Below are 18,430 nucleotides of genomic sequence, written 5' to 3'. Positions count from 1 at the left end.
CCTGCCCCTTCTCGGACTCATTGTAAGGGGCGTAACCAAGGTCCGTACAGTAACAGTAGTACCTAAGACTCCTGCCCGGACTCATTTCAGAGTTGAATACGGTTCAACCGCAAAGATTGCTGACGACAGACAGAGGATTCATCACCTTGCGCGGCAAACATGGGTGATAGCAGAAGTCGAATGCGGATAAAAACACCTGCGTCAACGCTGGTGCATCATTGATACCGTCGCCCGTCATCGTCAATACGTTTGTTTCATTTCCTCCACCATCTTTCTGTGATCCTTTGCCATATCCAGGTTTGCCTCCGCAGCCTGCTTTATAGCTTAGTCGCTTATCAATCTTTGGCAATGCGCCTTGAGATCCGTGCTTGCCATAATAATAGGGACGCGTTTCATATTCTTCGAGTTCCCTTTTGTGTTCTTGCACGCGTGAGCACGTGTCTTTTGCTGTCGCCTTGTACAGTGATTCCCTTGACCAGAGCAAAGACGGCCGGAAATACGACCAGCGTCAGTACTGTAGTGGAAACCATTCCGCCCACCATGGGAGTAGCTATGTGCCGTGTCAGCTCGGATCCCGTGCCTGTGCTGAACATGACAGGGAGCAATCCAACGACGCTTCCCGAGATGGTCATCATCACCGGACGTATCCGGTATACCGCGCCCTGGATCACTGCCTCGTAAAGATCTTCAACGGTAATTTTTTCGCCTGCAGCTTGCCGCGTCGCCGTGATACTCGCCAACGCCCGATCGAGGAAAGTGAGCATGACCATTCCTGTTTCAGTCGCGATACCGATGAGTCCGATAAAGCCGACCGCCGCTGCGATGCTCATGTTGTAGCCAAGCAGATACATGAGCCAGATGCCGCCGACCAAGGAAAAAGGAACCGAAAGCATGACGATCAGCGTCTCGGTGAGTCGATGAAAGTTCAGATATACAAGCAGGAATACGATCAGGACCGTAAGCGGCACGACTACCTTCAGCTTTTCGACAGCACGTTCCATGTATTCGAACTGGCCACTCCAGGTTGCGTAATACCCCGGCGGAAACCGCACCTGCTCACGTACTGCCTGCTGGGCTTCCGCGACATAGCTGCCGATGTCGCGGTCGCGGATATCGACGAAGATGTAAGCCGACAGCAGCGCGTTCTCCGTGCGGATACTCGGCGGGCCTTGGAGGAGTTTTACTTGCGCAAGTTGCCCGAGCGGGATCATCGTCTGGTCCATGGTGGGTATCAGCACCTGGGTAGCGATTGCTTGAGGATCACTGCGCAATGCATGTGGATAACGCACGGTGACAGCGAAGCGTTCCCGTCCTTCCACGGTGGTGGTTACCGTTTCGCCGCCCAGTGCCACCGAGATTACATCCAGCAAGTCCCCTACGGCCAGTCCATAACGCGCGAGCGCCATGCGGTCCGGCTTGATATCGAGGTAATAGCCGCCAGTAATGCGTTCCGCATAGACACTCGTCGTTCCAGGCACCGTTTTTATCGCTGTCTCGATTTGTCTGGCAAGGATTTCGATTTCCTCCAGATCCTTGCCGAACACTTTGACGCCAATGGGCGTGCGTATGCCTGTGGCAAGCATGTCGATCCGGTTCTTGATCGGCATGGTCCAGGCATTGCTGACCCCAGGCATCTGGAGTGCCGGGTCCATTTCAGCGATCAATTTATCCACGGTCATCCCGGAGCGCCATTCAGTCTCCGGTTTCAGGTTGATGATGGTTTCAGCCATCTCCAGCGGCGCCGGGTCGGTTGCAGTATTGGCCCGCCCCGCTTTGCCGAGCACTGATGCCACTTCCGGAAAGCTTTTGATGATCCTATCCTGCGTCTGCAATATCTCAGCTGCTTTCGTCACGGAAATGCCCGGCAAGGTCACTGGCATGTAAAGAAGCGTGCCTTCGTTCAATGTCGGCATGAACTCCGTGCCCAGCTTGAGTGCGGGATAAATGGTTATCCCAAGCACAGCAAGCGCTGCCAGAATGATTATTTTTTTCCAATGCATCACCCGGCCCACTACCGGATGATAGGTCCGGATCATGAAACGGCTCAGTGGATTATCCTGCTCAAGCGGAATGCGACCGCGGATCAGAAGCAGGATCAAGGCTGGAACGAGGGTGATCGAAAGCAAGGCGGCACCCGCCATGGCGAAAGTCTTGGTATAGGCCAGTGGCTGAAACATGCGTCCTTCCTGCGCTTCAAGGGTAAACACAGGCAGGAACGATACCGTGATGATCAGCAGGCTGAAGAACAGCGATGGGCCAACTTCCCTACAGGCATCAATGACGGCCTCTTTGCGGGCTGTACTTGAAACTCCCGGGCCAGCGCGCGCAAGATGTTTGTGCGCATTCTCGATCATGACGATCGCCGCATCGGTCATTTCAGCAATCGCAAGAGCGATGCCCGCAAGGCTCATGATGTTGGAATTGATGCCGAGGAACCGCATTGCGATGAAAGCGATGAGTACGCCGATGGGAAGCATGATGATCGCCACCAGGGCGCTCCGCACGTGCATGAGGAAGACCGCACAAACCAGCGCCACAATAATGATCTGCTCGATCAACACCTCACGCAGCGTCGTGATGGCGCGCTGGATCAGACCCGAACGGTCGTAGAGGGACCGGATTGAAACACCTTCCGGCAGGGCCGGCATGATCTCGGCAATTTTCTTTTCGAGATTGCGTGTGATATCGAGAGCATGTTCGCCGTGCCGCGCCACCGCAATACCCGAGACAGCTTCTCCTTCGCCGTCAAGCTCGGCTATGCCGCGACGTTCCTCAGGAACCAGTTCCACCCGGGCAATATCACGCAACAGCACCGGCGTGCCCTTCTCCGCCTTGACGACGAGTTTTTCGAGATCGTCTATCCCGCCCAGATAGCCTTTGCCGCGCACCACATATTCTGTCTCCGCGAGCTCGATCACACGCCCTCCCACATCGCGATTGCTGGCAGCGATAACCTGGGACACATTCTTTAACGGGATGCCGTAAGCCTGTAGCTGCTGCGGATTCACCGTAACCTGATAGCTTCGTACAAATCCCCCTACGCTGGCTACTTCCGCCACGCCCTCCGCCGCGGCTAGCTGATAACGCAAGAACCAGTCCTGGATGGCGCGCAACTCGTCGAGGGTACGATTCTTTGCGGTCACGGCATATTGATAAATCCAGCCTACTCCAGTGGCGTCCGGACCAAGTGAAGGCTTTATATTCCCGGGCAGGCGAGCAGCAGCAAAACTCAGGTATTCCAATACGCGCGAGCGTGCCCAATAGATGTCTGTGCCATCCTCGAAGATGACGTATACGAACGACACGCCAAAACTGGAGAGACCACGCACTACCCTGGATTTCGGCACACTCAGCATGGCAGTGGTGAGCGGATAGGTAACCTGGTCTTCGACTACCTGGGGCGCCTGGCCCGGATATTCCGTATAAATGATGACCTGCACGTCCGAAAGATCCGGAATCGCATCGATCGGTGTCTTCCATACCGAATATACGCCCCAGACTATTACGAAGAATGTACCGACCAGCACCAGGAAGAGGTGCCGTACCGACCATTCGATGATATTGCCGACCATCTCAGTGCTTCTTTCCGTTATCGGCGGCAGCCCCAGCCTGGGGCTGTATACGAACAATAACGTACTCCCCCGGCGATGCTTCCGTTATCTCGAAAGCAACCTTCTGGCCGGGTTTCGACATTCGTAATAACGCGGGGTCCAGAACCTTGAAATCCATCACCATTGCCGGCCACCCGAGGCTTGCGATCGGGCCGTGGGCAAGAGTCACGGTTGTGTTGGCCACATCGATCGCTTCGATGGTTCCTTCCCCGCGATGGCTCAATGAAAATGGAGACGGGGATAAAGGTACAGTTCCGGATGAGCCAGAGGCGATCTGGCCTCTCCCCCTCGCTTCGCTAGGCATTAAATCCTGACTGCTGCGGGCAAAACTGCTCAGTGCAGCCTTGAGGTTGCTTTCGGCATCGATGAGAAAATTGGCTTTCACCACAACCATTTCCCCGGCCTTCAGTCCATCCAGAACTTCCACATAGTCGTTCGCGTGCTTGCCCAGCTTCACGAGCCTCGGTTCAAAGCGGCCTTCGCCGAGATCCACCAGCACAGACTGCCTGGTACCGGCATCGAGTATGGCCGACTCGGGGACGGCAAGCACTCTGTCTTTACGTTGGGTTGAAACGAACTCCACTTTCCCGTACATCGCCGGTTTCAGCAGCTCTTGCGGATTGGGCAACTCAATGCGCACACTGGCAGTTCGGGTTTCCGGATTGACCGTCGGGTATATGAAAGTCACCTCGCCTGGGAACACCTTGTCCGGATAGGCCTCAACCCGGATGGTGGCAGTCTGCCCCAGGTATATCATGGCAAGATCCTGCTCAAACACGTCTACGAGCACCCATACTCTGGAGAGATCCGCAATCTGATACAACATCTCTCCTGCCATGAAGCGCTGTCCCTGAATCGCCCGTTTTTCCAAAACCACGCCGCTTACTGGAGAACGAAATATGATGGACTGTGTAAACTTGCCTTCCTGCTGAAGTGTCTTTAGATCGGCTGCGGATATGTCCCAATTGCGCAATCTCTGCAAGGCACTTTCAGTCAGTCGTTCCATTCCCGCCTGAACCTCAAGGCCGCCATCCTCCACGTCTCTTGTTCCTCTCCGGGCGATGAGATATTCATGCTGTGCCGTGATCAGGTCGGGGCTATACACGTCCATCAACGGGTCGCCCTTTCTAACCGCTTGCCCTGTCGTATTGACGTGGAGCCGCTCGATCCATCCCTCGAACCTGGGCGCCACGATGTGCAGCCGTCGTTCATCCGCCTGCACTGTCGCTACTGCCCTTACGGTGCGACTGAGTTCGCGCATGCTGACCTGCTCGGTTCTTACTCCCAGTTTTTGTATCCTGTCGATGCTGATCTTGACTGCCGCATCGGCGGGAGCAGATTCCTCGTCCTCGTAAACAGGTATGTAGTCCATACCCATGGGATCTTTTTTGGGTATCGGCGAAGTGTCGGGCAAGCCCATGGGGTTGCGATAATAGAGAATCCTCCTTTCAGGCTTACCGTCTGCAACCACACTCGAGGCCTTAGCGGCAGAAGTCGAAGGCCGGGTTGCGCCCCACCAGTACCCGGTGACAAGTAAGGCCGCAGCCAAGGCGACAAAAGCTATTAATTTGACGGCGAGCTTCACATGCGCTCCTTCGACATGAGCTTCCGGGGGATAGGTAATGAGTTGTCTGGCGATTTACCAGTGAGCAGATCGATCTCCGCAAGCGCCTTGTTGTAACTTGCTATGGTGGTCGCCAGGCTGATTTCGGAGTTGAATACTGTCATCTGGCTGTCGAGCAGTGTCATGAAATCGACCCGGTTAACCCGATAAGCCGCCAGGGTGGATTCGACCGTAAGCCGGGCCTGCGGCAGAATGGCTGTCTGGTAGAGCCGCGCGGATTTCAGGCTTTGCTCGGCCAACGCTGCCTGCTGGCGCAGTCTTGCCGCCACCTCATTGCGTTGCGCTTCATAAGTGCTCCGAGCCTGATCACGCATCGCCAGCGACTCCGCTTCACGTGGCTCGAGTTTGCTGGCCCGCCACACGGGGAGGTTCATTGCCACCGTCAGACTTACCATGTCCGGTCGCCGGCTGTTGTCCAGCATGTTGTCGCGCTGACCGTAAGACATACGCACGTCGAAGTCGGGATAATAATTTTTGCGCGTGAGTTCCAGCGCTTTATCGTTGCGGGCAACAAGGCTTTGCAGCGCCAGCAATTGTGGGCGTTGGGTCAGGGCAGCCTCAAGCAATGATTCCAGGCTCAGGATTTCCTCGCGCAATTGCGGCGGTGCGGGTACTGGCAACAGCTTATTCCCGGTGCGACCGAGCGTGCGTGTCAACTCGGCTTCGATTACCGGTCTTTCTCTTGCAAGCTTCAGCAGTTCATTCGCCATTCCGGATACCTGCGTCTGGGCCTTTAGCACATCGGCCTGGTTTCCTCGCCCTACCGCATAGTGATCTTCAGCAATGTGGAGAAGCTCTTCCAGGATGAGCTTGTTTTTTTCAACCAGGCGGGTCATTTCAAGGGTGAGACCCAGATCGAGATACGAGACCTTGATATCGCGTACAACACGGTTGATGGTCTCCTGGTAACCATATTCAATGGCCTCTGCATCCCTGGCGGCGACATCTTTACGCAAACCGCGTTTCCCTGGAAAAGGGAATCGCTGGGACAGACCGATCATTTTCATGGTCATGTCCTCACGGTTAAAAGTGGAAGATGCCAACGGGGCATTGATCACGCCTGCTTCCAGAACAGGGTCCTCCAGTGCTTCTGCAGGCGATATTCTTTGCTGGGCGGCTTCTCGTTCCCGCAGCGCAGCCTGGATTTCCGGATTGTTCTCCAGGGCTTCTGCAATCAGGGTGGTCAGGGTAGCCGGCGAAGCTGAATTTTGGGGATAGGCTGTCACAAAGTTTTCCACAGATTGTTCTGGAGCAGCCCGTGTAGACGTTCCTCTACCTGCCGGGGGCGAAACTTCCGCGTGGGCCACTGTAGAAAGCATGACGGCGGCAAGCACCGGGGTGATGATTCCGATGGGAATCATTGCGAACTCCCTTGTCCTGTTGGAGCCTGCCTCCGCCATTTGACGATGATGTAATTGGAACCTGATTTTTCGAGGAAGAATTCCACTACATCGCCTTCCTTGACCTGCCCAGCCAAAGCGCTCTCCCTCAGGCGAAAAGACATTGTCATTCTGGGCCAATCCAGGGCGGGGATAGGATCATGGTTTATCCTGACGAGCGCATTGATCCGATCAATCTTCACTACTATTCCTCTGCCTGGAACAAGATTCGCAGGTGGAGTTGTCTTTGTAGCCCCGGACGCACTCGCAACTATTGTTTTTTTGTCCTTGGCTGGTTCAAAGTTCTGCTTGTGGAATAGCCCATCATTAAACAATACGGGTTCATACCTCATCGAAAGAGCAATTTGCCTGGAATCAATCGGAGCCGGTTGTGCGGCTTCGCCCCCAAGTGGCTCGGCAGATAGGCACGCAAGTATTGGCGCCAGTTGCAGTACAACGAAGAGTGGCGTAATCATCCTGACTTCCTTGAAAACATATAATCCCCCGCGGGTTACCGATTCAGCAATAGAAAATTAGCCGGCGGAATTTTAGTCAGGGGAAACGACCCATACAAAAACGCTGACGCTGGGCAGCAAAAGACCTGCCGTCCGGCTGCTGGTTTAATACGCGTAAGAGATCAGGCTAGAGGAGGTCGTTGCGGCTGCTGAAGAACCAACGAGGAAAAACGAGAAATGGGCAAGATGGCGTAAGAAAATCCGCCAGGAAGATTGAGTGCGGACGCCGCAGATGGCAGACCATTGCCGCTTATATGGCAAACGACTCCATCGCAGGAAAGGGTCAAATCCGCCTCACCCTCTGCGTTATCACCACCCGGTTGTCTGTCCGGCTGTCTGTGATTGCTGTTGTCATGCAAGGGACAAGCTGCGGAAGGGACTTCATGATCAATTTGATTTTGAGATCCCCCAGATACAGATATATTTCTGGCTTGAGCGCATAGCGGCATGATAGCGGCCAGAGCGCTTTGCAGGGGCAACGACAACATGATCAGAATCGATAAGAATATGCGCGCACGCAGCATCATATTATCCAGTATGAGGCATCTATCTGTCAGAACAAGAGTTACGTGTTATAAGGGAAAATTCATATCCTACTGTCCCGATTCTTCAGCAACTGTTGATCTATCATAGTAGAAGGTTGGATAAATTCAAGTTGAACTCCATCCTATCGACATTCGGTGTCTTCACATCCTCTGGCGATTCGGATTTTGCACGGAGAAATACCTGACCATGAGCAAAAAGGAAGACAAGAAGGAAAAGGAAGCACATGCATCCGAAATATCCAAGGAAGACTACGAGGACACGCTATACAAACTCCAGGTTGAACTTGTCAAGCTTCAACGGCACCTCATCGAATGCGGTGACAAGATTCTGATTATCATGGAAGGGCGGGATGCCTCTGGCAAGGACGGCACGATCAAGCGGATCACCGAGCACCTGAGTGCGCGTGAAACGCGCGTGGTCGCCCTCGGCAAACCCTCGGACCGCGACCGCAACACGTGGTATTTCCAGCGTTACGTTCAATACCTTCCGGCAGCTCAGGAGCTCGTGCTGTTTAACCGCAGTTGGTACAACCGGGCGGGTGTGGAAAAGGTAATGGGTTTTTGTACCGATGCCGAGTATGAAGAATTCATGGGCTCAGTAGTAGAGTTCGAGCTCATGCTGATACGCTCCGGCATCAAACTTCTCAAGTACTACCTCGATATCAGTAAACCCGAGCAGGAAAAAAGGCTGAGCCAGCGCAGAAAGGATCCTCTGGCGCAATGGAAAATCAGCGCGCTCGATGGGTATGCTCTCGAAAAATGGGATGAATACACATTAGCGCGCGACAAGATGTTGACGCATACACATAATCTGATTACGCCCTGGATCATCGTACATGCGGACGACAAGCAGCTGACGCGGCTGAACGTCATCAAGGACATGCTCAGCCGGCTGGATTACGAAGACAAAGACGAGCGTCTGATTTTGCCGGACCCGCAAATTGTATCGATATTTACCGCCTCGTTCATAGAGGAAGGTCTGCTGGCGGTATAGGCGTACTGTTTTATTGTACGTAACCTTTCTGGAAATACTTTTATTTCAAGTCGCGTTGCTCCCCTCCGGGAGTCCGCCGAATGGGAGCGGTGGCGCCTCTCCGTCATGATCCGTTAAAGGGGCTGGAATGCATCTCCTCCCGTTAGATGCAATACCAGCGGAATCACTCCCTGCCTTCTCAAGACCTTGAGATGCCACCGCATTCATTTGCGCAGTCTGACTGCCCTCATTCTATAGAAGCATGTCCCGCGCAATAAACAAGTTATGACTTTCACAAGCTATGTTGGGTTCTGTGATTTTAATGCCCATCTTTATTTTTGTTTCACCTGCCCACCCTCTACTTTACATCTTCCTGAGAGTTGAGACACTTTAGACATGAGAAAGTTGACAAAGTACCCTCCGATTGATACGCTGTTCCATAAGCAGAACGTTCGTATCGTGCACTTCCCCGGTTCAACTCAGCTTCAGATCAGGCGTCCGTATGACAACAAGAAGTTTTCCAGCAATTGTATTCATGCTCGCGCTATTAGCTTCATGCGCCCCCATGAGTCCATATGAAACGGTCAACAGTCCTGCTCTCCTGAAAACGGTGGAGGAAGCCAGAACATATAAGGATCATTACGCTTTGACAAAGCAATTTGAGAATCTGGCTGAAGAAATGCGCGCCAGAGCAAACGAGCAGCGAAAACTGCTCGACCATTATCAGGAAAAAAGCTATCTATACGGACGGCTGGCGCAGGATCAGCAATCGCATACCTGGGCGTTGATGCAGAGGTATGAGCACGCAGCCAAGGCAAGTCTTGGCAAAGCAGCCTTGCATCGTCAAATAGCGACAAGGCTCGAACAGGAGGGTTACGGTGTACCCTCACAACAGGCAGCCGGAGGTTCCGATCCACAACAAAACCATAACCGGAGTAATTGAGGTACCCTAAGGCATCTTTTGGCATTGCCTTTGTGTATGCAAGTAACTCACAGGAAGAAGTAAAGGCCGCCGACGAAATTCCTGTGCTATCCTATCGCCAAAATGGCCTTTGATCGATGATATAAAAACAGTCCGGCATAAGCCCATGGAGGCATCATTGTTAAAAAGATGGTTTCCGCTGATAATTCTGGTTATCTTTGCGCTGTTCAGCATCGGGACGCTTAATAGGCTGGCGCGCAATATGGCGCAGAAAAGAGACTTCTACAGTGATCCGCTGTGCTGGACGTTTTGGGACAAAACCCATCAGGGCGCTGTGGAAGTTCGTCATGAAAGAGCACCGCAAAAACCTGAGGTGTCAGGAAAGAGCGCTTTCATGAAAAGCGGAACTCTTATCGCACAAACCTGAATATTTTCCCACGTCACCCTGAACCAGAGGCAACAACAGTATTAGATAACACTTAAAACTGTAGTAAGCGGCGTACCTGAGGAAGCGCTGCTGAAGTACGTTCGTCTCGCTACAGCGGGTCACTTAGTCTGCCTTAATCCGCATAAATCACTCCAGTTATAGCCCCCCTGCCCTTGCAATACCTATAGTCAGGATGCCTTATTCCTGACACTGCGATATCATGATGGAAGGTTGATGACACCTTCCATGCTCGATATCAATTCCCTTTTCTCTGCTGGGGGCGCTTTAGCCCGGAGTGTGCCAGGTTATATAGTGCGTCCCCAACAGAGGGAAATGGCTCAGGCAATTGCTGATACCATTGCCTCCAACACGATCCTGATAGCCGAGGCCGGAACGGGCACGGGCAAAACCTTCGCCTATCTGGTGCCCGCCTTGATGACAGGTGGAAAGGTGATTATTTCCACCGGGACAAAGACTCTGCAAGATCAGTTGTTCAACCGTGACATTCCTACCGTTCAGAGTGCGCTCAAAGTTCCGGTTACCGTGGCTTTATTGAAGGGACGGGCAAATTACGTTTGTCACTATCATCTGGAGCGTACCTTCCAGGAAAGCCGCCCAGCCCTCGTCAGCCGAGAAGAGGTAAAGTATCTGAACTTGATTGAACGTTATGCCAAGGTCAGCAAGAGCGGGGACAAGAGCGGTTTGAGTGAAGTACCTGAAAATGCGTCAGTCTGGCAGTACGTCACTTCCACCCGCGACAATTGCCTGGGTTCGAATTGCCCGCACTACAAGGACTGTTTTGTCATGGAAGCACGCAAACAGGCTCTGTCAGCAGATGTAGTGGTGGTAAACCACCATTTGTTCTTTGCCGATGTCATGCTGCGTGACGAAGGACTGTCGGAATTGCTCCCCACCTGCAACACGGTGATATTTGATGAGGCTCACCAGTTACCGGAAACAGCCAGTCTCTTCTTTGGGGAATCCGTCAGCACCGGCCAATTGCTGGAGTTGGCCCGGGACAGCGAGGCTGAAGCGCTGGGGAGTGCAAAAGATTTTGCTCCCCTCCCCCCTGCCATCGCGGCAATGGAAAAGGCCGCGCGCGATTTCCGCTTGACTGTGGAAGGTGAGAATACGCGCATGCCAGTGGCTGCAATCAAGACTAACGCAAAATTTGCGGGCGCGTTGAGCGAATTGCAGGAAAAACTGGATAGTCTGATCGATCTGCTCGAAAGCCAAGCTGAGCGCTCGGATGGTTTGGAAAATTGCTGGCAGCGTTCTCGGGAAATCGCCGGCCGTATAAAACGCTGGCAAGAGCAGGCTGAAGCCGAAGGCTTCGTGCGGTGGGTGGAAGTATTCAGCCAGGCATTGCAACTCAATGCCACCCCGCTTTCCATTGCGGAGATATTCAACAAGCAATTAGGCGGATCCCCACGCGCCTGGATATTTACGTCCGCAACACTTTCAGTCAAGGGCAACTTCGCTCATTACAATGATCAAATGGGGCTGAATATGGGAACCATCCCTTCGCATTCCATGTGCTGGGAAAGTCCCTTTGATTTTGCCCATCAGGCTTTGCTCTATGTTCCAACAGGCATTCCGGAACCGAACAGCAGCAGATATACGGAAGAAGTGGTGAAGGCAGCGCTGCCGGTATTGAAGGCCAGCCGGGGACGGGCATTTTTCCTGTGCACCAGCCTGCGTAGCATGAAAAAGACATATGAATTGCTGCTGGAGGCCTTCAAGCAGGAAAGTCTCGACTATCCTCTGCTGCTGCAAGGCCAGGGTTCGCGCTCCCACATGCTGGAGCGCTTCCGGAAGATGGGCAATGCGATTCTGATCGGCAGCCAATCCTTCTGGGAGGGCGTGGATGTGCGTGGGGAAGCATTATCCCTGGTGGTGATCGACAAACTTCCTTTCGCTCCTCCCGATGACCCGGTGCTTGCCGCACGTATCGACAAAATCAACAAGGAAGGCCGTAATGCCTTCATGGAGTATCAATTGCCGCACGCTGTGATCAATCTGAAACAGGGAGCCGGCAGATTGATCCGGGATGAAACCGACCGTGGTGTACTGATGATCTGCGATCCACGCCTGATCAGCAGGCCCTATGGCAGAAAAATCTGGCAGAGCCTGCCACCCATGAAGCGCACGCGCAATCTGGCTGAAGTGGAAGAGTTTTTTTCGGCAAGTTCCACCGCAACCAAGGTATGAGGCACATTTTGCCCGCGACTCTGGCGGGGTTTATTCTCATGCAGGATGTGCGTGGCGAAGACAGTGATGCGGCAAACAGTTCCCAGAGTCAAAGGCCGGAGCCAATGGTCTTTGATCTGGTCGATCCGCTCGACGCAAAGAAGGGTGAACTCGAGATCAATGCCTTGCTGAATCTTTCCCCAAGGGCGGAGACGCTACGCTGGTCGCCCGAGATTGAATACACCTACATGGATGGTCACTCGATCGAATTGGAACTGCCGATCGAGAACGATTTTTTGCAACAATATAAGGTTTCCCTGCAGGGCTTTTTCGGTAAGCTAGCCCAAGGTCGCATGCTGCATGGCTGGCAGGCTATCGGCCGACGGAAAAACGATGAAAAAGTGTTCGCGGCTGAAATCCTCTATTTGAACGATTATAAATTTTCTAACACGTGGAGCATGATGAACATGTTCGGAGTACGGCACACCGCTTTGGGTAAATCGGGTGAGTTCGTCGGCTTGCTCAATAACAGTCTGTTTTACAGTTATTCAAAACATCTCGCGCTTGGTATCGAATTAAACAGTGAAATAGAAGAGCGACGATGGCGCTACCGATTGACCCCCCAGCTTCAATACGTCTTCAACAAGCACTCGATACTACAGGTGGGCGGCGGGCCATCGCAGTTGAATAGCGAGAGGACCGAGTGGCTGTTGACCTCACGTGTCATTTACGACTTCTGAATAGAAACGGGCGGTGAATAACGGAATTCCTTTTGCCAGATCCGTATCTCGCCTTCCATTTGAAAATCTTCCTGATTCAATGTACTTAAGCGTACAGATCAAGCGGGCGAAACATTAGAAGCTATAGAAAAAGACTTAATTCGGGCAGTTCATCTCGAAATTCATAAACGCGGAATTTAATCCTGAGCGGCATAACCTTCAGCAAATTGCTCAAGGGGGCAGGGAGTTGCTGTCGCTGAAAATTCTCCTTTTGGACGAGATCAGTCCTCTCGCCTCGCCATGAAAACTCGCCTTTCATTCAGCGAAAACCGCTTCCTGCAAGTTGTGCTGGTCGGGTATTTTCTTGTGTGGATAGCCACCTCAATAAATCCCCTGGACTGGCAGGTGTGGGCTATCGAGAATATTCTTGTCGTGGTCCTTGTGGCTATCCTCGCGGCGACCTACCGCCGATTTGCTTTTTCGAATCTGTCGTATCTGTTGATCGCGCTTTACCTCAGCCTGCATGCAGTCGGTACAAATACCGGATACGCTCAAACTCCAATTGGCTTCTGGCTCAAGGACATGCTCGGGCTCGACAGAAATCCTTATGATCGAGTCATTCATTTCACATTCGGGTTGCTGTTGGCATATCCGTTTTACGAACTCGTAATTCGCACGGGCAATCTTCGAGGGTGGCCGGCTCACTGGTCACCTGTCAGTATAATCCTGGCTGCAAGCGTCGGTTTTGAAGTGATGGAATCACTCATCGCGGAGATCATAAGTCCTGGAACCGGTCCTGCCTGGCTGGGGGCTCAGGGAGATGAGTGGGATATGCAATTCGACCTGACTGCCGCTCTGCTCGGTTCGCTTGCCATAATGCCGTTTACTTACTGGGAGGAGCGGGTCGCTACTAAGCTCGGTACGCCCCATGAGTAAAAAACCTTTTCGTGTCCGAAAACTTGTCCAGGTACTTTGCGCTATGTATGTAATTATCTGGATTATCGCAGCGCTCGATCCGGTGAAGCGCAGCGACTGGTTGCTCGAAAACCTTCTGGTTTTCGGATGCGTGCCTGTGCTGATCTTCACGTATCGTCGGCTACCGCTTTCGAATGCCTCCTATATCCTTATCTTTCTCTTTCTCGTCATGCACACGATAGGTGCCCACTACACCTATGCGGAAGTGCCGTTCGGCTACTGGCTCAAGGAAACGTTGCATCTGGAGCGCAATCATTTTGACCGGCTCGTGCATTTCTCTTTCGGAATAATGGCGTATCCTATCCAGGAGATCTTCATACGCATTACAAAGGCCCAAGGCATCTGGGCACTGCTTCTGCCCGCAGCGATTACCATTTCATTCAGCGGTTTCTTCGAAATTATCGAGGCGGTCATTGCGATGCTCGTCAATCCCGAACTGGGTGCTGCCTACCTCGGACTGCAAGGAGACGTTTGGGACGCACAAAAGGATATGGCTCTTGCCATCATTGGCGCGGTACTTGCCGTGAGCTTTGGCTATAAACCGATTCAGCGCGAAGTAGGCGTGTCGCTAACCCAAGAAAACCATAAGGCTGGATAGCAACGCAGCAAGAGTAACGGAAGTAGGTTTTCTATGAGCGGTCACGCAGTTCCGTCACACCTTCTTTCTCTGCGCAATGATTACAGCAGAACATTGCCCCGCTTTTTTCCAAGCCGTGCCCAATGATTCGTACACCGCAGTGCGTGCAGGTGGGCGCAAGCTGGTTAATGGCACATTCGAAGCTGTCGAATGTATAGGTTTTATTCGAAACGACTATCTGAAAAGCTTTATCGTAGTCGTTCCCGCATCCGTCGCATTTCGGCATACACCCCTCCTCTATTTTCTGAAACGAGCCTTCCCATAGGCCCGGGCTGCACTGCTGCAACTGAAATCCGCTGCAACTGAAATCCGAACAAGCTTCTATTCCGCTGCTTCGCCAGATTTTGCGAATCGTTTATTCCTTCCGGTTATAAGAAATGATGCTTCCTGGAATCGTTGTGACCCGAGGTAGAGGAAGGATTTATCTCCTGATGTTGGGATTGCCATGGGCGTGAAGCCATCAATCCAGCAACCTAGCGAATTGTTTATCCAGAACATAGACGCGCAGAAATACACTCTATCTCTTCGCCTCTCGGTGCGCTATCGAACATAGTATCCAAGGAGAGGATTGAGGTATTTTGACGTGGTCGGTCAATCGCCAGCCCTATTTGTTATGAAATTCCGGACTATTTACGACTTTACGCGGAAGATAATAATAGTCCAAGTGGTTCACACAGCTTAAAAAATTTGAATTTTGTTATACCTTAAAGGGTGCCAGTGAGTTAATAGGGCGCCTTTGCCGGTTCAGATCTTGTTATTCGCCGCAGCTTTCTTGAGGAGAAATAAAAATGAAAAAATTCATGCTGCCATTCTTGCTATAGGGTTTGTTACTGGTAGCGTAAACGCGGCCAATTTTTCTTTTACCGGAAACTTTGAACATGATAATGAGGTACAGGAATTCAACTTTGCAGTAGTGGGGCCGGCCTCTGCTGTCGCCTTGCGTACCTGGTCTAGCGCGGGTGGTATAAATGCCACTGGAACGGAGATTGACTGAGGAGGATTCGAGTCCATCGTCACACTGTTTGATGGATCGGTAAATTTGATCGGGCAGAATGATGACAGCGGTCTGGTCCCTGAATCCGTCAGCGGTCAAGCTTGGGACTCCTTGCTGACACTCGATCTCACCGCCGGAAATTATACGACGACCGTCACTCAATTTGGTAGCTTTGCCAACGGACCCTTGTTAGCTGGTGGCTTCCGAGGCAGCTTTAACACCAACTTTGGTGGCCGTGATTCACATTGGGCACTGATATTTCGAATGTCGAATCCGCCTCAGTTGGCGCTTCTTATATCTCGGAGAATCCTCTTCCTCCTATCCCTGAACCCGAATCCTACGCTCTGCTGCTGGCAGGGCTCAGCCTTATTACGTTCGTCATACGGTACTCTCCAAGGAAGCAAATGCTGATATGAAGTACGGCGATAGTATGTGGCATTTGCAGCGAAATAGATTCATCTTTTTAATCTTTTTACTCAATCGCGTGCGCCACCGTACAGAAAAAAACAACGGTGGCGATTATAGTGATACCTCGAAAATAACTGGAGGAGATAACATCATGAACTATCTGAAACCTGCTCTTACCGCAACCATGCTGGCACTGGCACTTGGGCTTACCGCCTGCAAATCCAAAGAGGAGGCGGCGCGGGAACAAACGTTGGAACAGAAGGCCGATACAAAGGAAGATAAGGCGGATGTGGTGCGGAAGGAGGGGGAGGCAGCCGCGGACAGGATCGAAAGGCAAGATCCCGGCATGGATTCCCGGAGCACGGATCGAGCCGCTGACGCTGCGCGGGAATCGGCGGAGACTCGTGCTGACCAGATGGAAGATCAAGCGGATCGCCTGCGCGAGCAGAAATAACGGCACCTTGGCCAACGGCAGACTGCAGTTGGCCAAGATTATGGTTTTTCGTACAGTTCGGTAATCTGGCTCGCGAAGCGCTTTTCGATTTCTGAACGTTTCAGTTTCAGTGTCGGTGTCAGCAGGCCATCTTCCACCTTCCAGGGTTCCTGTGACAGATATACTGCCCGAATTCGAGCGTATTTGGGGAAACCGCGCAAGGTTGCCTTGATCCTTTTCAAAGCGGCTGCTCGGGCAGCTGAATGTGTCATTGATTGGGGCTCGTCCGCTTTCAGGCCGAGGGTGGAGGCAAGGTTCTGCCACTCCCCCTTGTTCACTATCACCAGGGCTGCCAGATAGGGTCTTCCCTCGCCTACCACCATTACTTGGTCAAACAGGGGTTCCTGAACGATAGACATCTCCAGATCTGTCGGTGGTACTTTTTCACCACTGGAGGTGACCAGAATCTCTTTGATCCGCCCGCTGATAAAAACATGATTGTCAGAAATATGTGCCTGGTCACCGGTATGCAGCCAACCCTCTGCATCGATTGCAGCGCGGGTTTCTTCGGGTCTGTTCCAATAGCCGAGCATGACGCCCGGACTGCGAGCCAATAGTTCATCCTGCTCGCCGATACGAAGCTCTACGCCAGGCAATGGGCTCCCTGTTGATTCCGCCACGATGTCGTTCATGCGGTTGGCTGTAAGAACCGGGGAAGTCTCGGTCAATCCATACCCTTGCAGAAGCGGCAAACCGAGCCCAATGAAATGCTTTGAAACATCCGTGGCAAGTGGACCGCCTCCACTTACGGCAAGCCGGAGCCTCCCCCCGAATGCGGCCAACGCTTTGTCAGCCACCAGTTGGCGAAAAAGGGGCCATGCCACGCGGTGCCACAGTCGCTCCTTCCCCTGCCCTTGCACAGCGGTAAAGTGTTCCCAACCCAGTGCAACAGTCCAATCGAACAATAACTTGGCAATCCGTCCTCTTTTCTGCACCTGCTGGTTCATCTTGTTGCGAATACCCGCATAAATCTGGGGTACGGCGACAAATATACCGGGCCGCACGGATTTCAAGTCCTCCGGCAAATCTTTCAAAGAACGGGCATACGCCACGCTGCTCCCTGCCATGAGGGGAACGTAGTAGCCAACAGTACGTTCTAGCATATGGGAGAGCGGCAGGAGCGAGAGATAGACGTCGTCCGGATAGCCGGATATAGCCTGGAGTGTTGCCTCCGCATCCCAAAGCACATTAAGGTGCGAGAGCATGACGCCCTTTGGCTTGCCCGTCGTTCCGGAAGTGTAAACAAGTGTGGCAAGCGCGTGAGGATCGGACGGATGATATCTACCCTTGCTACCAGAGTTGCCCCCATCCTCCTGATCGCTGGCGCACTCATCTGTTTTCCTCAGCCATTCATCTACACCCTGTAGCACCCTGCCCTCGCTACCGTCGGCTGACGGGTGTTCAACGCATACTATCTTGCCTAATCCGGCGAGGTCTTTGCATCGGGAAGCGAGCGTTTCCCAGCGCTTTTGAGTACCCACCAGGAGTAACCGTGTGCCGGAATCCTCGAGAATGTAGGCAATGTTATCTGGCGCGTCAGAGGGGTACAGAGGGACCACCACGAGCCCGACAGCGAGTGCAGCCTGATCAAAGCAGACCCATTCGATGGAATTGCGCAGCAGGATCGCAACGCGATCACCGGGTTCGAGATTCTCCCGCATTAGCGCGCGCTTCCACTGCGCCACACGCGTACTCATTTCCTGCCAGTTGTATTCCCGCCATTTCCCGCTCTCGACATCAAATTGCCGGTACGCTATCGCTTGCGGGTTGCGTTTGACTCGAATGGAAAAAAGCCCTGCCAGCGTTTGAGCCTCTTTGCATGAAATTATATCTGTCTTCTGCTTCTGTCCCATCTGCACGACTCCACATAATCCCCTTGAAATCAAGCCAAAGCGTGACACTTATGGTTTTGCTGCCTCCGCAATTTTTCTTGGACCGCCGGGTAACTCCCGCTTTCATCATAGATCAGATCGCAGGGAAAACCATTTTGCCCGGAGTTGGAGTACGAGGCCAAATGA

General features: G+C 52.7%; 16 protein-coding genes and 1 pseudogene. 10 read left to right on the top strand and 7 right to left on the bottom strand.

What is annotated here, in order from left to right; genetic code table 11:
* Window positions 1-103 precede the first annotated feature (103 nt).
* Genes BMY01_RS00460 through BMY01_RS00440 form a run of 5 tightly spaced genes read right to left on the bottom strand, consistent with a single transcriptional unit; the run spans window position 104 to window position 7,090 of the window.
* On the bottom strand, window positions 104-427 hold the full coding sequence (locus BMY01_RS00460; RefSeq protein WP_074743644.1) for a hypothetical protein: 324 nt from the start codon (window positions 425-427) through the stop codon (window positions 104-106).
* Window positions 393-3,572 (bottom strand): efflux RND transporter permease subunit, encoded by a 3,180-nt coding sequence (locus BMY01_RS00455; protein WP_074743643.1) that lies wholly within the window; start codon window positions 3,570-3,572, stop codon window positions 393-395. Before BMY01_RS00455 ends, BMY01_RS00460 begins: the two co-directional genes overlap by 35 nt.
* A 1-nt stretch (window position 3,573) precedes the next feature.
* Window positions 3,574-5,196 carry an efflux RND transporter periplasmic adaptor subunit gene (locus BMY01_RS00450; protein WP_074743642.1) on the bottom strand — a complete coding sequence of 541 codons (1,623 nt, stop codon included), beginning with the start codon at window positions 5,194-5,196 and terminating at the stop codon, window positions 3,574-3,576.
* Entirely contained in the window at window positions 5,193-6,596 is a 1,404-nt protein-coding gene (locus BMY01_RS00445) for a TolC family protein (protein ID WP_074743641.1), read from the bottom strand. Before BMY01_RS00445 ends, BMY01_RS00450 begins: the two co-directional genes overlap by 4 nt.
* On the bottom strand, window positions 6,593-7,090 hold the full coding sequence (locus BMY01_RS00440) for a copper-binding protein (protein WP_081353603.1): 498 nt from the start codon (window positions 7,088-7,090) through the stop codon (window positions 6,593-6,595). Before BMY01_RS00440 ends, BMY01_RS00445 begins: the two co-directional genes overlap by 4 nt.
* Before the next feature lie 771 nt (window positions 7,091-7,861).
* Here BMY01_RS00440 and ppk2 point away from each other — a divergent pair.
* The 7 genes from ppk2 to BMY01_RS00400 all read left to right on the top strand — a co-directional run bounded on the left by ppk2 (window position 7,862) and on the right by BMY01_RS00400 (window position 14,478).
* The gene (ppk2, locus tag BMY01_RS00430) at window positions 7,862-8,668 is read left to right on the top strand and encodes a polyphosphate kinase 2 (protein ID WP_074743639.1); all 807 of its coding nucleotides are present in this window, start codon (window positions 7,862-7,864) and stop codon (window positions 8,666-8,668) included.
* A 544-nt stretch (window positions 8,669-9,212) separates the two neighbouring features.
* The gene (locus tag BMY01_RS00425) at window positions 9,213-9,590 is read left to right on the top strand and encodes a hypothetical protein (protein WP_254772540.1); all 378 of its coding nucleotides are present in this window, start codon (window positions 9,213-9,215) and stop codon (window positions 9,588-9,590) included.
* A gap of 145 nt (window positions 9,591-9,735) precedes the next feature.
* Entirely contained in the window at window positions 9,736-9,996 is a 261-nt protein-coding gene (locus BMY01_RS00420; protein WP_074743637.1) for a hypothetical protein, read from the top strand.
* A 246-nt stretch (window positions 9,997-10,242) separates the two neighbouring features.
* Window positions 10,243-12,207, top strand: coding sequence for a DNA repair helicase YoaA (locus tag BMY01_RS00415; protein ID WP_074743943.1), 1,965 nt, complete (start codon window positions 10,243-10,245; stop codon window positions 12,205-12,207).
* Window positions 12,204-12,926 carry a hypothetical protein gene (locus BMY01_RS00410; RefSeq protein ID WP_254772539.1) on the top strand — a complete coding sequence of 241 codons (723 nt, stop codon included), beginning with the start codon at window positions 12,204-12,206 and terminating at the stop codon, window positions 12,924-12,926. Before BMY01_RS00415 ends, BMY01_RS00410 begins: the two co-directional genes overlap by 4 nt.
* A 279-nt stretch (window positions 12,927-13,205) precedes the next feature.
* A complete protein-coding gene (locus tag BMY01_RS00405; RefSeq protein ID WP_081353602.1) occupies window positions 13,206-13,841 on the top strand; it encodes a DUF2238 domain-containing protein in 636 nt (211 codons plus the stop codon).
* The gene (locus BMY01_RS00400; protein ID WP_074743636.1) at window positions 13,834-14,478 is read left to right on the top strand and encodes a DUF2238 domain-containing protein; all 645 of its coding nucleotides are present in this window, start codon (window positions 13,834-13,836) and stop codon (window positions 14,476-14,478) included. The genes BMY01_RS00405 and BMY01_RS00400 overlap by 8 nt, the downstream gene beginning before the upstream one ends.
* A 31-nt stretch (window positions 14,479-14,509) precedes the next feature.
* Here BMY01_RS00400 and BMY01_RS00395 read toward each other — a convergent pair whose 3' ends face one another.
* Entirely contained in the window at window positions 14,510-14,743 is a 234-nt protein-coding gene (locus BMY01_RS00395) for a hypothetical protein (protein ID WP_011380753.1), read from the bottom strand.
* A 510-nt stretch (window positions 14,744-15,253) separates the two neighbouring features.
* Here BMY01_RS00395 and BMY01_RS18675 point away from each other — a divergent pair.
* The 3 genes and pseudogenes from BMY01_RS18675 to BMY01_RS00385 all read left to right on the top strand — a co-directional run.
* Window positions 15,254-15,754: pseudogene (locus BMY01_RS18675) on the top strand (DVUA0089 family protein); the annotation flags it as partial.
* A 2-nt stretch (window positions 15,755-15,756) separates the two neighbouring features.
* Window positions 15,757-15,927, top strand: coding sequence for a PEP-CTERM sorting domain-containing protein (locus tag BMY01_RS16950; protein ID WP_081353601.1), 171 nt, complete (start codon window positions 15,757-15,759; stop codon window positions 15,925-15,927).
* Between the two features lie 143 nt (window positions 15,928-16,070).
* Entirely contained in the window at window positions 16,071-16,373 is a 303-nt protein-coding gene (locus BMY01_RS00385; RefSeq protein WP_074743940.1) for a hypothetical protein, read from the top strand.
* 38 nt (window positions 16,374-16,411) lie between these two features.
* On the opposite strand, the gene BMY01_RS00380 is transcribed toward BMY01_RS00385, so the two are convergent.
* Window positions 16,412-18,265 carry an AMP-dependent synthetase/ligase gene (locus BMY01_RS00380; protein ID WP_074743634.1) on the bottom strand — a complete coding sequence of 618 codons (1,854 nt, stop codon included), beginning with the start codon at window positions 18,263-18,265 and terminating at the stop codon, window positions 16,412-16,414.
* Window positions 18,266-18,430 lie beyond the last annotated feature (165 nt).

It is taken from the genome of Nitrosospira multiformis (assembly GCF_900110185.1).
Taxonomy (GTDB): Bacteria; Pseudomonadota; Gammaproteobacteria; order Burkholderiales; family Nitrosomonadaceae; genus Nitrosospira; species Nitrosospira multiformis_A.
This window is presented reverse-complemented; position numbering and strand designations above follow the sequence as displayed.